At 55.5% G+C, this 16,799-nt stretch carries 15 protein-coding genes and 1 tRNA gene; 10 read left to right on the forward strand and 6 right to left on the reverse strand.

Going from position 1 to position 16,799, the window contains the following annotated elements; all coding sequences use genetic code 11:
- Positions 1–53: 53 nt before the first annotated feature.
- The 4 genes from BFV65_RS13985 to yejF are packed head-to-tail and all read left to right on the forward strand — an operon-like array spanning position 54 to position 5,579.
- Positions 54–1,859 carry an extracellular solute-binding protein gene (locus BFV65_RS13985; RefSeq protein ID WP_069596777.1) on the forward strand — a complete coding sequence of 602 codons (1,806 nt, stop codon included), beginning with the start codon at positions 54–56 and terminating at the stop codon, positions 1,857–1,859.
- A 9-nt stretch (positions 1,860–1,868) separates the two neighbouring features.
- Positions 1,869–2,963 (forward strand): microcin C ABC transporter permease YejB, encoded by a 1,095-nt coding sequence (locus BFV65_RS13990; protein WP_003859369.1) that lies wholly within the window; start codon positions 1,869–1,871, stop codon positions 2,961–2,963.
- Positions 2,963–3,988, forward strand: coding sequence for a microcin C ABC transporter permease (locus BFV65_RS13995; RefSeq protein ID WP_063849714.1), 1,026 nt, complete (start codon positions 2,963–2,965; stop codon positions 3,986–3,988). The genes BFV65_RS13990 and BFV65_RS13995 overlap by 1 nt, the downstream gene beginning before the upstream one ends.
- 1 nt (position 3,989) lies before the next feature.
- Positions 3,990–5,579, forward strand: coding sequence for a microcin C ABC transporter ATP-binding protein YejF (yejF, locus tag BFV65_RS14000; protein ID WP_022648729.1), 1,590 nt, complete (start codon positions 3,990–3,992; stop codon positions 5,577–5,579).
- A 3-nt stretch (positions 5,580–5,582) separates the two neighbouring features.
- Here yejF and BFV65_RS14005 read toward each other — a convergent pair whose 3' ends face one another.
- From BFV65_RS14005 to rsuA, 3 genes are all read right to left on the reverse strand, one after another.
- On the reverse strand, positions 5,583–5,927 hold the full coding sequence (locus BFV65_RS14005) for a YejG family protein (protein WP_003859372.1): 345 nt from the start codon (positions 5,925–5,927) through the stop codon (positions 5,583–5,585).
- A gap of 276 nt (positions 5,928–6,203) precedes the next feature.
- Positions 6,204–7,403, reverse strand: a complete 1,200-nt coding sequence (locus tag BFV65_RS14010; RefSeq protein WP_022648730.1) for a Bcr/CflA family multidrug efflux MFS transporter — start codon at positions 7,401–7,403, stop codon at positions 6,204–6,206.
- Positions 7,404–7,418: 15 nt separating this feature from the next.
- Positions 7,419–8,126, reverse strand: a complete 708-nt coding sequence (rsuA, locus tag BFV65_RS14015; RefSeq protein ID WP_022648731.1) for a 16S rRNA pseudouridine(516) synthase RsuA — start codon at positions 8,124–8,126, stop codon at positions 7,419–7,421.
- 151 nt (positions 8,127–8,277) lie between these two features.
- Between rsuA and BFV65_RS14020 the strand changes: the two genes are divergently transcribed.
- Entirely contained in the window at positions 8,278–10,038 is a 1,761-nt protein-coding gene (locus BFV65_RS14020) for a DNA repair helicase RadD (protein WP_022648732.1), read from the forward strand.
- 125 nt (positions 10,039–10,163) lie between these two features.
- Positions 10,164–10,448, forward strand: a complete 285-nt coding sequence (gene rplY / locus BFV65_RS14025) for a 50S ribosomal protein L25 (RefSeq protein ID WP_022648733.1) — start codon at positions 10,164–10,166, stop codon at positions 10,446–10,448.
- 51 nt (positions 10,449–10,499) lie between these two features.
- On the opposite strand, the gene yejK is transcribed toward rplY, so the two are convergent.
- Positions 10,500–11,507, reverse strand: a complete 1,008-nt coding sequence (gene yejK / locus BFV65_RS14030) for a nucleoid-associated protein YejK (RefSeq protein ID WP_017693031.1) — start codon at positions 11,505–11,507, stop codon at positions 10,500–10,502.
- 134 nt (positions 11,508–11,641) lie between these two features.
- Here yejK and BFV65_RS14035 point away from each other — a divergent pair, with 134 nt between their 5' ends.
- From BFV65_RS14035 to BFV65_RS14045, 3 genes are all read left to right on the forward strand, one after another.
- Complete coding sequence (locus BFV65_RS14035) at positions 11,642–11,869, forward strand: YejL family protein (RefSeq protein ID WP_001135586.1); 228 nt, start codon at positions 11,642–11,644, stop codon at positions 11,867–11,869.
- Between the two features lie 19 nt (positions 11,870–11,888).
- Positions 11,889–13,649 carry an LPS biosynthesis-modulating metalloenzyme YejM gene (gene yejM / locus BFV65_RS14040; RefSeq protein ID WP_022648735.1) on the forward strand — a complete coding sequence of 587 codons (1,761 nt, stop codon included), beginning with the start codon at positions 11,889–11,891 and terminating at the stop codon, positions 13,647–13,649.
- 73 nt (positions 13,650–13,722) lie between these two features.
- Positions 13,723–13,799 (forward strand) — tRNA-Pro (locus BFV65_RS14045).
- Positions 13,800–13,837: 38 nt separating this feature from the next.
- Here the strand turns inward: BFV65_RS14045 and BFV65_RS14050 are convergent.
- Entirely contained in the window at positions 13,838–14,125 is a 288-nt protein-coding gene (locus BFV65_RS14050) for a DUF2534 family protein (protein ID WP_069596778.1), read from the reverse strand.
- Positions 14,126–14,327: 202 nt separating this feature from the next.
- Between BFV65_RS14050 and eco the strand changes: the two genes are divergently transcribed.
- The gene (gene eco, locus BFV65_RS14055; RefSeq protein WP_032622478.1) at positions 14,328–14,837 is read left to right on the forward strand and encodes a serine protease inhibitor ecotin; all 510 of its coding nucleotides are present in this window, start codon (positions 14,328–14,330) and stop codon (positions 14,835–14,837) included.
- A gap of 134 nt (positions 14,838–14,971) precedes the next feature.
- Here the strand turns inward: eco and mqo are convergent, their stop codons facing one another.
- Positions 14,972–16,621: a malate dehydrogenase (quinone) gene (mqo, locus tag BFV65_RS14060; protein WP_069596779.1), complete on the reverse strand. Its 1,650-nt coding sequence runs from the start codon at positions 16,619–16,621 to the stop codon at positions 14,972–14,974.
- Between the last annotated feature and the right edge of the window lie 178 nt (positions 16,622–16,799).

The following is a 16,799-nucleotide window of genomic DNA, read 5'->3' on the forward strand; positions in this document are numbered from 1 at the left end:
CTTATTATTCTCCTCAACCGAGCCTGCCTGTGAACAAAGGGATCCGCCGCACTATGATTATGCGCGTTGTATTGATGCTGTTGGCGCTGGTGAGCCTGTCGAGCCAGGCGCAGACCATCAAAGAGAGCACGGCCTTTGCCGTCATTGGCGAGCCGAAGTATGCGGTCAACTTTACTCACTACGATTATGTGAACCCCGCCGCCTCGAAAGGCGGGAACGTGACGCTTTCCGCGACCGGAACGTTTGACAACTTTAACCGCTTCGCCCTGCGCGGCGTGGCGGCAGCGCGTACCGAATCCCTCTATGACACGCTGTTCGTCACCTCCGACGACGAGCCCGGCAGCTATTATCCCCTGGTCGCTGAGAACGTGCGTTACGCCGATGATTTTAGCTGGGCAGAAATCGCGATTAATCCGCGGGCGCGTTTTCACGACGGTACGCCGGTTAGCGCCCGCGATGTGGCGTTCACCTTTCATAAATTTATGACCGAAGGCGTGCCGCAGTTTCGTCTGGTGTACAAGGGCACCACGGTGAAAGCCATCGCCCCGCTGACCGTGCGAATCGAACTCCCTGAGCCAAACAAAGAGAATATGCTGAGCCTGTTCTCCCTGCCCGTCATGCCCGAATCATTCTGGAAAAACCATAAGCTGAGCGATCCCCTCTCTTCCCCGCCGCTGGCCGGAGGACCGTATCGCATTACCGACTGGCGAATGGGCCAGTACGTGATCTATTCCCGCGTGAAAGATTACTGGGCAGCCACGCTGCCGGTAAACCGGGGCCGCTGGAACTTCGATACAATCCGCTACGACTACTACCTGGATGATAACGTGGCCTTCGAGGCGTTTAAGGCAGGCGCATTTGATTTACGTGTCGAGAACAGCGCCAAAAACTGGGCGACCCGGTATATCGGAAAAAATTTCGCGAAAGGCTATATCGTTAAAGACGAACATAAAAACGAATCCGCGCAGGACACGCGCTGGCTGGCGTTTAATATTCAGCGCCCGGTTTTTTCCGATCGTCGGGTGCGTGAAGCTATTACCCTGGCGTTTGATTTCGAATGGATGAACAAAGCGCTGTTTTACGGAGCCTACAGCCGGGCGAACAGCTATTTCCAGAATACTGAATATGCCGCCCGTGATTATCCCCACGCGGACGAGCTGGTTTTGCTGGCGCCAATGAAAGCGGAGCTCCCGCCGGAAGTGTTCACCCGCCTATTTGAACCGCCAAAATCCGACGGAAACGGGTTCGACCGGGACAACCTGCTGAAAGCCAGCAAACTGCTGGATGACGCTGGCTGGGTGCTGAAAAATCGGCTACGAGTAAATGTTAAAACTGGTAAACCGCTCAGCTTCGAACTGCTGATTGCCTCCGGCGCAAACGATCAGTGGGTGCTGCCGTTTAAGAAGAACCTTGCCCGTCTTGGGGTGACCATGAATATCCGCCAGGTCGATATTGCCCAGCTGACCAACCGCAAGCGCAGTCGCGATTACGACATGATGCAAACCCTGTGGGCTGCCCAGCCGTGGCCGAGTTCAGACCTGCAAATCTCCTGGGCATCGGGCTATATCGACTCCTCCTACAACGCTCCGGGGGTAAAGAGTCCGGTGATTGATGCGCTGATCGCGAAAATCGTTGCCGCTCAGGGCGATAAAGAGAAACTTCTGCCGCTCGGGCGTGCGCTTGACCGGGTGTTAACCTGGAACTATTACATGCTGCCGATGTGGTACATGGGTGAAGATCGCGTGGCCCGCTGGGACAAATTCTCCCTGCCCGCCGTTCGCCCGGTTTATACGCTTGGTTTTGATACGTGGTGGTATGACGTGAATAAAGCCGCAAAACTGCCCGCAGCGCGGCGTTGAGGAGTGACGATGGGCGCTTATCTTATCCGCAGGCTGCTGCTGGTTATCCCCACGCTATGGGCCATCATTACCATTAACTTTTTTATCGTGCAGATTGCCCCCGGCGGCCCGGTGGACCAGGCGATTGCGGCCATAGAATTTGGTCACGCTGGCGGCATGCCGGGCGGCGGCGGTGAAGGAATGGGGGCCAGCCATGCCCGGACGGGCGTGGGCAATATCAGCGAAAGCCACTACCGGGGCGGTCGGGGACTGGATCCGGAGGTGATCGCCGAGATCACCCATCGCTATGGTTTTGACAAGCCGCTGCACGAGCGATATTTCAGGATGCTCTGGGATTATGTCCGTTTCGATTTTGGCGACAGCCTGTTTCGCAGCGCCTCGGTGCTAACCCTGATCAAGCAAAGCCTGCCGGTTTCCATCACGCTCGGACTGTGGGGGACGCTGATTATTTATCTGGTCTCCATTCCGCTGGGGATCCGCAAAGCGGTCTACAACGGTAGCCGTTTTGATATCTGGAGCAGCACGTTCATTATCATCGGCTACGCTATCCCGGCGTTTCTGTTTGCCGTGCTGCTGATTGTCTTTTTCGCTGGCGGCAGTTATTTCGATCTCTTCCCGCTGCGCGGGCTGGTCTCTGCGGATTTCAGCACGCTGCCGTGGTATCAGAAAATCACCGATTACTTCTGGCACATCACGCTTCCGGTGCTGGCGACGGTTATCGGCGGTTTTGCGGCGCTTACGATGCTGACCAAAAATGCCTTTCTTGATGAGATCCGCAAACAGTACGTCGTCACCGCGCGCGCCAAAGGCGTCGGTGAAAAGCAGATTATGTGGAAGCACGTTTTTCGTAACGCCATGCTGCTGGTGATTGCCGGTTTTCCCGCCACGTTCATCAGTATGTTTTTTACCGGCTCTCTGCTGATAGAAGTGATGTTCTCTCTCAACGGTTTAGGGCTGCTCGGCTATGAGGCCACCGTCTCCCGTGATTACCCGGTGATGTTTGGCACACTGTACATTTTCACCCTGATCGGCCTGCTGCTGAATATCATCAGCGATATCAGCTATACGCTGGTCGATCCCCGTATCGATTTTGAGGGCCGCTGATGTCGCGTTTAAGCCCCGTCAATCAGGCCCGCTGGGCGCGCTTTCGCCACAACCGTCGCGGCTACTGGTCGCTGTGGATCTTCGCCGTCCTGTTTGCCTTAAGTCTGTGTTCCGAACTGATTGCCAACGATAAACCCCTGCTGGTGCATTTCAAAGATCGCTGGTACGTGCCGGTGCTTACTACCTATAGCGAAAGCGATTTTGGCGGTCCGTTTGCGACGCCAGCCGAGTATCAGGATCCCTGGTTACGTGAACAGATCGCGCAGCACGGCTGGGCGCTTTGGGCACCGATTCGCTTTGGCGCGAACAGTATTAACTACGCCACGTCCACCCCCTTCCCTTCCCCGCCTTCCTCGCAGAACTGGCTGGGAACGGACGCCAACGGCGGCGATGTGCTGGCGCGCATCCTCTATGGCACCCGCATCTCGCTCCTGTTTGGGCTGCTTCTGACGCTCTTAAGCAGCGTAATGGGCGTCGTGGCGGGCGCCGTGCAGGGCTATTACGGTGGAAAAATCGATTTGTGGGGGCAGCGCGTAATTGAAGTCTGGTCCGGTATGCCGACGCTGTTTCTGATTATCCTGCTGTCCAGCGTAGTACAGCCTGGCTTCTGGTGGCTGTTAGGCATCACCGTTCTGTTCGGCTGGATGGCACTGGTCGGCGTGGTGCGCGCGGAGTTTCTGCGCACGCGAAATTACGATTATATTCGCGCCGCGCAGGCATTAGGCGTGAGCGATCGCGCAATTATCTTCCGTCACATGCTTCCCAATGCGGTGGTGGCGACCCTCACCTTCCTGCCGTTTATTTTGTGTAGCTCCATTACCACCCTGACGTCGCTCGATTTTCTTGGTTTCGGTTTGCCGCTGGGCTCACCGTCTCTTGGCGAACTGCTGTTGCAGGGCAAAAACAACCTCCAGGCCCCCTGGCTGGGCATCGCCGCATTCCTCTCCGTGGCTGTGCTGCTTTCCCTGCTGATTTTTATTGGCGAAGCCGTGCGCGATGCCTTCGATCCCAACAAGGCGGTATGACATGACCCGGCCTCTTCTGAGCATAGAAAATCTGTCGATTGCGTTTTCAAAGCAGGGCGAATCTCGCCCGGTGGTGACGGATTTATCGTTGCAGATCCAGCGCGGAGAGACGCTGGCGCTGGTCGGGGAATCCGGCTCCGGTAAGAGCGTTTCGGCGCTGTCGGTGCTGCGCCTGCTCCCTTCCCCGCCGGTCAGCTATCCGCACGGGGATATTCTGTTCCATGGACAATCCCTGCTGAACGCTGATGAGCAAACCCTGCGCGGCATTCGTGGCAATAAGATTGCCATGATTTTTCAGGAGCCGATGGTGTCGCTCAATCCATTGCATACGCTGGAAAAACAGCTCTATGAAGTGCTGTCACTTCATCGGGGAATGCGTAAAGAGGCAGCGAGGGGGGAAATTCTGGACTGCCTTGAACGCACCGGCATTCGTAATGCGGCGAAACGGCTGAACGATTTCCCGCATCAGCTTTCCGGCGGCGAGCGCCAGCGCGTGATGATCGCGATGGCGCTGCTGACGCGCCCCGAACTGTTGATTGCGGATGAACCCACCACCGCGCTGGACGTCACGGTGCAGGCGCAAATTCTGCAACTGCTGCGTGAACTGCGCGACGAGCTGAACATGAGCCTGCTGTTTATTACGCATAACCTGGGCATCGTGAAAAAGCTCGCTGACGCGGTGGCCGTGATGCAAAACGGCCGCTGCGTCGAACAGAACAGGGCAACTGCCCTGCTGAGCGCGCCTCAGCACCCGTATACACAGCGCCTGCTCGATAGCGAACCCTCTGGCGACCCGGTTCCGCTTAACGCTGACAGCGCACCGTTGCTGAAGGTTGAGGACCTGTCGGTGTCATTCCCGATCCGCAAAGGCATTTTGCGTCGCGTGGTCGATCACAATCATGTTCTGAAAAACATGAGCTTCTCTCTGCGTCCGGGCGAGTCGCTTGGGCTTGTGGGCGAATCCGGTTCGGGCAAAAGCACCACCGGCCTGGCGCTGCTGCGCCTGATCGCCTCGCAGGGAAGCATTCTCTTTGACGGCATGCCGCTGCAAAACCTGAGCCGCCGCCAAATGCTGCCCGTCCGCCCGCGGATGCAGGTGGTCTTTCAGGATCCGAACTCTTCGCTGAACCCGCGGCTGAGCGTATTGCAGATTATTGAAGAGGGCCTGCGCGTTCATCAGCCCGCGCTGACGGCACAACAGCGTGAAATCGACGTGAAGCGGGTGATGGCGGAAGTGGGTTTAGATCCCGATACCCGGCACCGGTATCCGGCTGAGTTTTCCGGCGGACAGCGGCAGCGTATAGCGATTGCCCGCGCGCTGATCCTGAAACCGGAGCTGATCGTGCTGGACGAGCCTACCTCTTCACTGGACCGCACCGTGCAGGCGCAAATTCTGGCGCTGCTGAAGGGGCTACAGGAAAAGCATCGGCTGGCCTATATCTTTATCAGCCACGATTTACAGGTGGTGCGTGCGCTTTGCCATCAGGTGGTGGTATTGCGGCAGGGAGAAGTCGTTGAGCAGGGAGAGTGCCAGCGCGTATTCACTGCGCCTGCGCAGGATTACACGCGCCAGCTATTGTCCGCTGACTAGCACTCAGAAAGGATATTGACCGGAGAACGGTTCGGCAATCGCCACGCCGAAGTTTTTCAGACGGCAGGTCGCAGCAAATTCATCCTGGCTGTTAACAAACAGGCACGGCTCACCTTCGCATTCCAGCACGGAGCTGTCTACTTCGATGTCCGTCAGCGCCTGGCTGAGACGTTCCATAACCGGCCACGCATTTTCATCGCTCGGGCTAAGCAGCTTGAGCGCCACCAGACAATTATCCTCCCCGGCAACGCTTTGCGGAATCGGTTCAACTTTCGAACCTGCAAAACCCGTCGACCAGCGATAGCTCTGGGGCAAGCGATGGACAATGGAGAGTTGTAATGTATTCACGTTCAGATCCCCGGAAGCAAATTTACTTCACAATTTATTTACATTTATAGTAACACATCATCGCCAACCTGCACTGTTTAGCGGATTTTATAGGCGTTGCAGGCTCACGTCGGCGCTATATGTACCCGTTTCTGCGATCTAACTCAACCTTTTTAAATACAATGATGTGACTTTTTACATAAATAGATTTTACATAAAAGAAACAAACACCGGGTAAACGAACCGAGGGTTGGTTGATATGGGTCAACAAAAAGGCCCGTTTCGGGCCTTAAGTGCTCATTTATGCGCCGTCTTACGGGGCCGGCTGGCGTAAAGATAGAAGAGGATGGAGCAAGTCGCGCAGAGGGCAATCGCCCACAGCATCGGCCAGGCAGTATTAAACGTCGCCATTGAGAGCAGCGCCCCGACAATCGCGCCAATCCCGAAACGGAACGTCCCTGCCAGCGACGAGGCGGTGCCCGCCATATGCGGGAATTCGTCGAGGATCACCGCCATCGCGTTGGATGAGACCATCGAGACGCAGCCAACAAACGCCGCCACGCCCACCACCAGCGCCCAAAAACCTACGCCCAACAATGCGCTCAATACCAGCCAGATAGCCATCACGAACTGGATCCACAGCCCGGCGCGGAACATATTCAGCGCCCCGACCCGCCGGACAAAGCGGCTGTTGATAATGGTCATCACAAACAGGAACACGATATTCAGCGCGAAGTAGTAACCAAAGTGCTGGGGTGACACATGGTTCAGTTCGATGTACACAAACGGCCCCGCGCTCAGGAACGAAAACATCCCGGCAAAGCTAAAGCCGCTGGCCAGCATATAGCTCAGCACGCGCTTATGGCGAAACAGCGAGGCAAAGTTGCCAAGCGTGGTGCGGACGTGAAACTTCTGACGGCGCTCGACCGGCAGCGTTTCATCGATAAAGACGAAGATCATCACCGAGGCCAGCAGCGCGGCAATCGCCAGGATCCAGAAAATCGCATGCCAGCTGAACCACACCAGCACCGCCCCGCCTACCATGGGGGCGACCAGCGGCGCAATGGTTGTGACCAGCATGACGAACGACATCATGCGTGAGAACTCTTCCTTCGGGTAGATGTCGCGCATCAGCGCGTTAATCACCACGCTTGCCGCAGCCGCAGCCAGGCCATGGAAGAAACGCATCACGATCAGCTGATCGATACTCTGCGCCAGCGCGCAGGCCACCGCCGCTGCGGCAAATATCAACGTCCCGCCCAGAATAACGGGTTTGCGCCCCAGGCTGTCTGCCATTGGGCCATAAAAGAGCTGGCCGAGCGCAAAACCAAGAATGTAGGTGCTGAGCGTCATCTGTGCGCTGCCTGCCGGTACGCCAAACTGCGCGGAAATCACCGGCAGCGCGGGCAGATACATATCGATAGACAGCGGCATCAGCATGGCCAACAGGCCAAGGATAAATACGATTTTAAACGACGAGTGTGGCCTGGTGGTCACAGGGTTCTCCTGAATTTAGCGTGAAAGCAGCCCGACGCTGGCAATCTCTTCTTCCGTCAGCGGGCGATATTCCCCTGGCGCCAGGTCTGGATCGAGTTCAATCGCGCCGATACGTTCACGATGCAGCCCCACAACGTGGTTGCCCACGGCGGCAAACATCCGTTTCACCTGGTGGTAACGGCCTTCACTGATGGTCAGACGGACGTCCGTTGGGGTAATGACTTCCAGCACCGCCGGTTTGGTCAGATCTTTTTCATTATGTAGCTGAACGCCTTTCGCGAATTGCTCTGCCGTGTCATCCGAGACCGGCGACTCAAGTGTCACCCGATAGGTTTTCTCACAGTGATGGCGCGGGGAGGTGATGCGGTGCGACCACTGACCGTCATCGGTCATCAGCACCAGGCCGGTGGTATCAATATCCAGTCGCCCTGCCGCATGCAGCTTGTGCGCCACAGGTTCGTCGAGGAAGTAGAGCACCGTCGGGTGATCCGGATCGTCCGTTGAACAGACGTAACCTTCCGGTTTGTTGAGCATGAAGTAGCGCGGGCCATTCTGCTGGGTCAGCGGGTTGCCGTCATACTCCACCTGGTGGTCAGGCTGGAGTTTAAAAGCGCTGTCTTTCACAATGTCGCCGTCCACGGTTACGCGGCTGGCGCGAATTTCACGCCCGGCAATAGCGCGGCTTACGCCGAGTTGCTGAGCGATAAACTTATCAAGTCGCATGAAATCTTTTTAGCCTTAATGGTGCTGGAAGTCGGACTACGCGTCCGAAAAAGAAGCATTCAGAAACAGTTCAGTATAATGGTCTGGTTGCGCCACTCAAGGGAAAAAGTTTCGTGGCATACTATATGCGAGTTAACTGAATAGAGAAGCCATGACGTTCACACTACGCCCCTATCAGCAAGAAGCCGTTGATGCCACCCTCGCCTGGTTTCGCAAGCACCGGGAACCCGCCGCCATCGTGCTCCCGACCGGAGCCGGTAAAAGCCTGGTGATTGCCGAACTGGCGCGCCTGGCTCGCGGGCGCGTGCTGGTGCTGGCGCACGTAAAAGAGCTGGTGGCGCAAAACCACGCCAAATATTGCGCGCTCGGCCTGGAGGCCGATATTTTTGCCGCCGGGCTGAAGCGCAAAGAGAGCCACGGGAAAGTGGTGTTTGGCAGCGTACAGTCCGTTGCGCGCAACCTGGACCTGTTTCGCAGCGAGTTTTCCCTGCTGATTGTCGATGAGTGTCACCGCATCAGCGATGACGACGACAGCCAGTATCAGCAAATCCTCACTCATCTGAGAGAGGTGAACCCTCACTTACGCCTGCTTGGCCTGACCGCCACGCCATTTCGTCTGGGCAAGGGCTGGATTTATCAGTTTCATTATCACGGCATGGTGCGTGGCGATGAAAAGGCCCTGTTCCGCGACTGTATCTATGAGCTTCCGCTGCGCTACATGATCAAGCATGGCTATCTGACGCCACCGGAGCGGCTGGATATGCCGGTCGTGCAGTACGATTTCAGCCGCTTACAGGCGCAGAGCAACGGGCTGTTCAGCGAGGCGGATCTTAACCATGAGCTGAAAAAACAGAAGCGGATCACGCCGCATATCATCAGCCAGATTGAAGAGTTTGCGCAAACGCGCAAAGGGGTGATGATTTTTGCTGCTACCGTCGAACACGCGCGTGAAATCACGGGGCTTCTGCCCACCAACGACGCGGCGTTAATTACCGGTGAAACCCCCGGGCCGGAGCGCGACAGCCTGATTGAGGCTTTCAAAGCCCAGCAGTTCCGCTACCTGGTGAATGTCTCCGTATTAACCACCGGGTTTGACGCACCGCACGTTGACCTGATTGCGATTCTTCGCCCGACCGAATCCGTCAGCCTGTACCAGCAGATTGTCGGCCGTGGCCTGCGCCTGGCACCGGGCAAAACCGACTGTCTGATCCTCGATTATGCCGGTAATCCGCACGATCTCTACTCCCCGGAAGTGGGCACGCCAAAAGGCAAGAGCGACAACGTGCCGGTACAGGTGTTTTGTCCGGCCTGCGGGTTTGCCAACACTTTCTGGGGCAAAACTACCGCCGACGGCACGCTGATCGAACATTTTGGCCGCCGCTGTCAGGGCTGGTTTGAAGACGATGAAGGCCATCGCGAACAGTGTGATTTCCGCTTCCGCTTCAAAAACTGCCCGCAGTGCAACGCCGAGAACGATATCGCTGCCCGCCGCTGTCGGGAGTGTGACACGGTGTTGGTCGACCCGGATGACATGCTGAAAGCGGCGCTGAAGCTGAAAGATGCGCTGGTGCTGCGCTGTTCCGGCATGGTCTTACAGCCCGGTGCGGATGAAAAAGGCGAGTGGCTAAAGATTACCTATTACGACGAGGACGGCGCAGACGTCAGCGAGCGGTTCAGGGTCCAGACGCCCGCCCAGCGCACCGCGTTCGAACAGCTCTTTATCCGCCCGCATACCCGCACGCCCGGCGTGCCGCTGCGCTGGATAACCGTTGCCGATATCGTGCGCCAGCAGGCGCTGCTGCGCCATCCTGATTTTGTTGTCGCCCGTAAAAAAGGGCAGTTCTGGCAGGTGCGTGAGAAGGTCTTTGACTATGAAGGACGCTTTCGCCGGGCAAACGAATTGCGCGGTTAACGGGACTTTTCGTTGATGCGCGAGCCATTTGAGTATAAAATGCCGCCCGCTTCACATCCGTGAGGCAGAACACTCACCTGCTGCTGGGTCGCCTGTAGCAGGGTTTTAAATACAGAGAGAAATCAATGTTCACTATCGAAGCAGAAGTACGTAACGTGCAGGGTAAGGGTGCGAGCCGCCGCCTGCGTAACGCTAACAAGTTCCCGGCTATCGTTTACGGTGGCGAAGCTGCTCCAGTTGCAATCGAACTGGATCACGACAAAGTGTGGAACATGCAGAACAAAGCTGAATTCTACAGCGAAGTTCTGACCATCGTTGTTGGCGGTAAAGAAGAAAAAGTGAAAGTTCAGGCTGTTCAGCGTCACCCGTTCAAGCCAAAACTGTCTCACATCGACTTCGTTCGCGCGTAATCGCAAACCAGTCGAGAAAAACCCCGCTTCTGCGGGGTTTTTTTATGGCCGCTACTTACCGCCTGAGGTGCGACGCTGGAGCTGATCGCGCAGATTCGGCGGCGTGCCTTTAATGGTCAGCGTGTCGGTCGCCGGATCCCAGAAGATACGTTCCCCGAGCAGCATGGCATCAAAGTTAATGGTTAACCCACCGCCGCTACCGGCAAATTTCGTCAGCTGACGCAGCGTACTGCGATCCGCCGGGAAGCTCTCTTCCAGCTCATAGCCTTTTTCTGCGGTAAATTCCTGGAAGCTGACTTCGCTGACGCCCGCCAGCTCTTTGGACAGCGACTCCAGCTCAATCTCTTCCCCGGCCTGTAACTGCTCGTTACAGTAGCTGTAAACCTGCTGACGCACGGTCTGACGCTCAGATTTATCCAGCTGCGCCTCAGCGGTAAAGTCATCCACCGCCTGGAGCAGACCTTTGTTCTGCGCTTTGGCGTTCAGCCCTTCACTGGCACCGAGGAAGTCCATAAAGAAATCGGCCACTTTGCGGCCCACGCGGCCTTTAAGGAAGGTCAGGTAGCGCGTCGATTCCGGATTGGTTTCCCATTCGGTTAAATCAATACGCGCCACAATATCCGCATGGTTGATATCCAGATAGTGCGTTGAGCTGATATCCAACTGCTCGTTCACACGCATGCTGCTTAAATTATTCAGCACGGTGACCAGCAGATACTCTACCGCCAGATAGCGGTAGTGGCAGAACAGGACGATACCGCCATCGGCGAAGGGATATTTCGCCAGTTCGTCACGAAGACGGCCGGTTGCAGCGCGGCTGAATGCCAGGAAATCCTCTTCGCCCTGACGTTGCAGGCGCAGGCTATCCGCCAGCTCGCTCTCTTCGCTGAACAAGCCATAGGCTTTATTTTTCGCGCTGTAGACGCGATGCAACTCCGCCATCATCTCGACAACGGTAGGCGTTGGTTCCAGTAACGAATCGCGTAGCACCACTTCAAGGGTTTGCTCATCACGCTTGATAAGCTGGTGCAAGGCAATCTGGTTGATTTCCAGACTCATGATAAACTCTCCTTTTAGACCGGGCGGTATTCAACCACCACCAACGCATGTGTGCAACAGAAGATAAAAAAGGGGAAAAAAAGCTGTTGCTACGGTAATATGTCGCCCTTCTCTCAACAAACTGATTTTGATTTATGCCACAACATTCCCGCTACAGTGACGAACACGTTGAACAACTGCTCAGTGAGCTGGTCAACGTACTGGAAAAACATAAAACGCCAACCGATCTCTCCCTGATGGTTTTGGGAAATATGGTTACCAACCTGATCAATACCAGCGTTGCTCCGGCTCAGCGTCAGGCGATCGCCAAATCTTTCGCCCAGGCTTTGCAGTCATCCGTTAGCGACGACCAGGCACACTAAGGGAAACGAACAACAGTTTATGGTGACGAATCGTCAGCGCTACCGTGAAAAAGTCTCCCAGATGGTCAGCTGGGGGCACTGGTTTGCCCTGTTCAACATTCTGTTGGCGATGGTGCTCGGCTGCCGTTATCTGTTTGTGGCGGACTGGCCAACCACGTTAACCGGGCGTATCTACTCGTGGATGAGCCTTGTTGGTCACTTTAGCTTTCTGGTCTTCGCCACCTATCTGCTGATCCTGTTCCCACTGACGTTTATCGTCATGTCGCAGCGGCTGATGCGCTTCCTGTCCGCCATTCTTGCGACGGCGGGCATGACGCTGTTGCTTATCGACAGCGAAGTTTTTACCCGGTTCCACCTGCACCTGAATCCTGTCGTCTGGGAGCTGGTGATTAACCCGGATCAGAACGAGACCGCCCGCGACTGGCAGCTGATGTTTATCAGCGTGCCGATTATCCTGCTGATCGAAATGTTGTTTGCGACGTGGAGCTGGCAAAAGCTCCGCAGCCTGACCCGACGCCGACATTATGCGAAGCCCGTCGCGGCGCTCTTTTTCGCCTCATTTATCGGTTCGCACCTGATGTATATCTGGGCAGATGCGAACTTCTACCGCCCGATTACCATGCAGCGCGCGAATCTGCCGCTCTCCTATCCGATGACGGCGCGTCGTTTCCTTGAAAAACACGGTCTGCTGGACGCGCAGGAGTATCAGCGTCGTCTGGTCGAACAGGGTAATCCGGAAGCGGTCAGCGTGCAGTATCCCCTGAGCGATCTGAAATATCGCGACATGGGGCGCGGTCAGAACGTGCTGCTGATTACCGTCGATGGCCTGAACTATTCTCGCTATGAGAAGCAAATGCCTGCCCTGGCTGAATTCGCTGAGAACAACATCGTATTCACTCAGCATATGAGTTCCGGTAATTCGACCGACGCGGGTATTTTCGGTCTGTTCTACGGTATTTCACCGAGCTATATGGACGGCGTGCTGTCGGCCCGTATTCCGGCTGCATTGATTACCGGGCTTAATCAGCAGGGCTACCAGCTGGGGCTGTTCGCCTCTGATGGTTTCAACAGCTCGCTGTACCGCCAGGCGCTGCTGTCTGATTTCTCACTGCCAGCCGCGCAGAGCCAGTCTGACGATCGGACTGCTGACCAGTGGATAGACTGGCTGAAGCGCTATGCACAGGAAGATAACCGCTGGTTCTCCTGGGTTGCGTTTAACGGCACAAATCTTGATGACAGCAATCAGAAAGGCTTCGCGCGCCGCTATAGCCGTGCGGCGGGTGATGTCGATGCGCAGATCGCTCGCGTGCTGACCGCCCTGCGCGACGCGGGCAAGCTGGACAATACGGTCGTCATTATCACGGCGGGGCATGGCGTGCCGCTCGGCGACGAAGCGAAGGGCATGGACTGGTCGCGCCCGAACCTGCATGTCCCGCTGGTGATCCACTGGCCGGGCACTCCCGCGCAACGCATCAATATGCTGACCGACCATAAAGACGTCATGACCACGTTAATGCAGCGGCTGCTGCACGTTAGCACGCCGGCAATTGAATACTCGCAGGGACAAGACCTCTTTAGCGCCACGCGGCGTCATAACTGGGTCACGGCTGCTGGCGAAAACACGCTGGTGGTGACCACGCCGACGCTGTCCCTTGTGCTGAACAGCAACGGCAATTACCAGACGTACAGCCTCGAAGGTGAGAAGCTGAAAGACCAGAAACCGCAGCTCAGCTTGCTGTTGCAGGTGCTGACAGACGAGAAGCGCTTTATCGCTAACTGATTATTTATGAATCAGTTAGCGTTGCTTCCCCCTTGCAATCAAAAAGGAATCGAGTAGTATTCCTTTTATGCGTCGGCACGTAGCGCAGCCTGGTAGCGCACCGTCATGGGGTGTCGGGGGTCGGAGGTTCAAATCCTCTCGTGCCGACCAAAACTACACAAAAAAACCAGCCGCTTATGGCTGGTTTTTTATTGCCTGTCTTCGCATGCACAATGTTTGTGCTTCTCACGCCCACCGAGAAAGAAAATCCCCAGCGGAATCGCCAGCAGGACGGTGAACACCAGACTGTAAACAAAGATCATCGCTGATTGCAGGACAAACATGCTGGTTGTCCACGCAGAGAGCGGGATGTTGTACTGCTCGATCACGCCGACAATGGTTGCTCGCCCCACGCATGCAGCAGCAATCATAAACACAACCAGTAACGCCAGCAGGAACTTGCGGCCTTCAGGTGTCTTCAGTTTTTCCCGTACCATCTCTTCTCCCTTTACAGATGAATAACAATAATTAACGCGTAAAATAACACGATCTCTGCACCGACTCCACCACAGCATTAAACACCAATAAAAGAGCATAAAGGCAGTTCTTTACTCCGTTTAAAATGAAAATGTGAGTAAATTACGCCAACCATTCACATACATTATGTTAGTCTTTCCGGGATCGTTTTAACAAAAAGGAATGACAGTGAAAAACGCACCTAAATTTGCCATCGCCCTTATCGCCGCTGCGTGCGCGAGCACCAGCGCTTTCGCCAGCGAAACCCCAAAAGAGCAGCCGCTGGAAAAAGTTGCCCCGTATCCGCAAGCGGACAAAGGGATGAAGCGCCAGGTTATTCAGCTCCCGGCTCAGCAGAATGAAGGGAATTTCAAAGTCGAGCTGTTAATCGGCCAGACGCTGGAAGTGGACTGCAACCAGCATCGTCTGGGCGGCCAACTGGAAAGCAAAACGCTGGAAGGCTGGGGTTATGACTACTATGTCTTCGACAAAGTAACCTCGCCAGTCTCCACCATGATGGCGTGCCCGGACGGCAAGAAAGAGAAGAAATTTATCACCGCCTATCTGGGTGATAACAGTCTGCTGCGCTATAACAGCAAGCTGCCGATCGTCGTATATACGCCGGAAAACGTGGATGTGAAATATCGCGTATGGAAGGCGGACGAGACTGTCGGGCAAGCAGTAGTTCGTTAAAAATAAGTCGGGTGGCGCTCACGCTTACCCGACCTGGAAAGGGTGCGTTCTGGTGCCCTCACCCCAACCCTCTCCCGGTGGGAGAGGGAGAAAACACGAAAAACGGTAACGGATGTTACCGTTTTGCGTTTACCTTACAGCGCGATATCCGCAACCGGCTTGCTTTCCGCCTGCGGCTTCAGCTCTGCCTTCGGCGCAGCATCCGCAGCCTGCGGTTTGACGTATTGCAGTTGCAGAACGCGGCTGGTGTATTCCAGCTCTTGTTCCGTGGCGTCAACGTTACCGTTCAGATTCGTACCGTAGGATGGAATAATGGTTTTCAGCTTCGCCTGCCATTCCGGGCTGGATACTTTGTCCTTAAACACTTTTTCCATCAGGTGTAGCATGATTGGCGCAGCGGTAGACGCCCCCGGGGATGCTCCCAGCAGCGCGGCAATAGTGCCATCCTTATCGCTTACTACTTCGGTACCCAGACGCAGCACACCGCCCTCTTTCGGATCGCGTTTGATGATCTGCACGCGCTGACCTGCCTGCCACAGACGCCAGTCTTCTTTCTTCGCCTGCGGATAGTACTCTTTCAGCGCCTCGAAGCGTTCTTCATCAGAGAGCATCACCTGGCTAATAAGGTATTTCACCAGATCGAAGTTATCCAGTCCCACGTCCATCATTGGCTTGACGTTTGACGTCGTGGTCGCGCTCAGCAAATCCCACAGGGAACCGTTTTTCAGGAACTTGGTAGAGAATGTAGCGAACGGCCCGAACAGCACCACGCGCTTACCGTCCAGCATACGGGTGTCGATATGGGGAACGGACATCGGTGGCGCACCAACAGAAGCCTGACCGTACACTTTAGCCAGATGACGGTTAACCACTTCAGGGTTTTCTGACACCAGGAACTGGCCGCCTACCGGGAAGCCGGCGTAGTCGTCCGCTTCCGGAATACCGGACTCCTGCAACAGTTTCAGCGCCGCGCCGCCAGCACCGATAAACACGAACTTCGCCTTAATCACATGCTCGGCTTCGTTGTTTTTCAGATCGGCAACGGTCACGCTCCAGCTGTTATCCGCGTTGCGCTTGAAACCACGCACTTCGGAGCTGAGTTGCAGGTTAAAGTTCTCTTTTTTCTTCAGAGAGGCCACCAGCTGACGGGTGATTTCACCGTAGTTAACGTCAGTACCAATTTCAGTGCGGGTCGCCGCCACTTTCTGGTTCGGATCGCGGCCTTCCATAACCAGCGGCGCCCACTCTTTGATTTGAGCGTGATCTTCAGAGTATTTCATCCCGCGGAAAAGCGTGCTCTGTTGCAGGGCAGCGTAGCGCGCACGCAGGAAGTTGACGTTTTGATCGCCCCAGACAAAGCTCATGTGCGGAACGGTGTTGATGAAGGAGTGCGGATTGTGCAACACACCGCTGTTCACCTGGTGAGACCAGAACTGACGTGAGATCTGGAACGCTTCGTTGATCTCTACCGCCTTCTCGATACTAATGGAACCGTCCTTTTTCTGCGGCGTATAGTTCAGTTCCATAAGTGCCGAGTGCCCCGTCCCGGCGTTATTCCAGCCGTTAGAGCTTTCCTGCGCCACGCCATCAAGGCGCTCGACCATGGTCATGGACCAGTTCGGCTCTAATTCCTGAAGATATGTGCCCAGCGTGGCGCTCATGATGCCGCCACCAATTAAAAGGACATCCGTTTCCTGCTCTTTTGGTGCGTCAGCCTTCGCCGCCAGCGAGACGGCGTTCAGCCCCACGGCCAGAGAAAAGAGCACGGCAGTCATTTTTTTCATCATTTATGCCTTAGTTGAATAGTGCTTGATGCGTAGAAATTACAGGTGAAACACGCTGCGGTGGCACGGTAGCAACTTTTAAATATTGTTTAAAGGTTACGAAATTATTGTAATTGTGAAATTTAATGATGGATTGTTTGTAGGGTTTTGGCATACAGGCTGGCACCCGACGATTTTC

This window comes from Enterobacter hormaechei subsp. hoffmannii (genome assembly GCF_001729745.1).
Taxonomy (GTDB): domain Bacteria; phylum Pseudomonadota; class Gammaproteobacteria; order Enterobacterales; family Enterobacteriaceae; genus Enterobacter; species Enterobacter intestinihominis.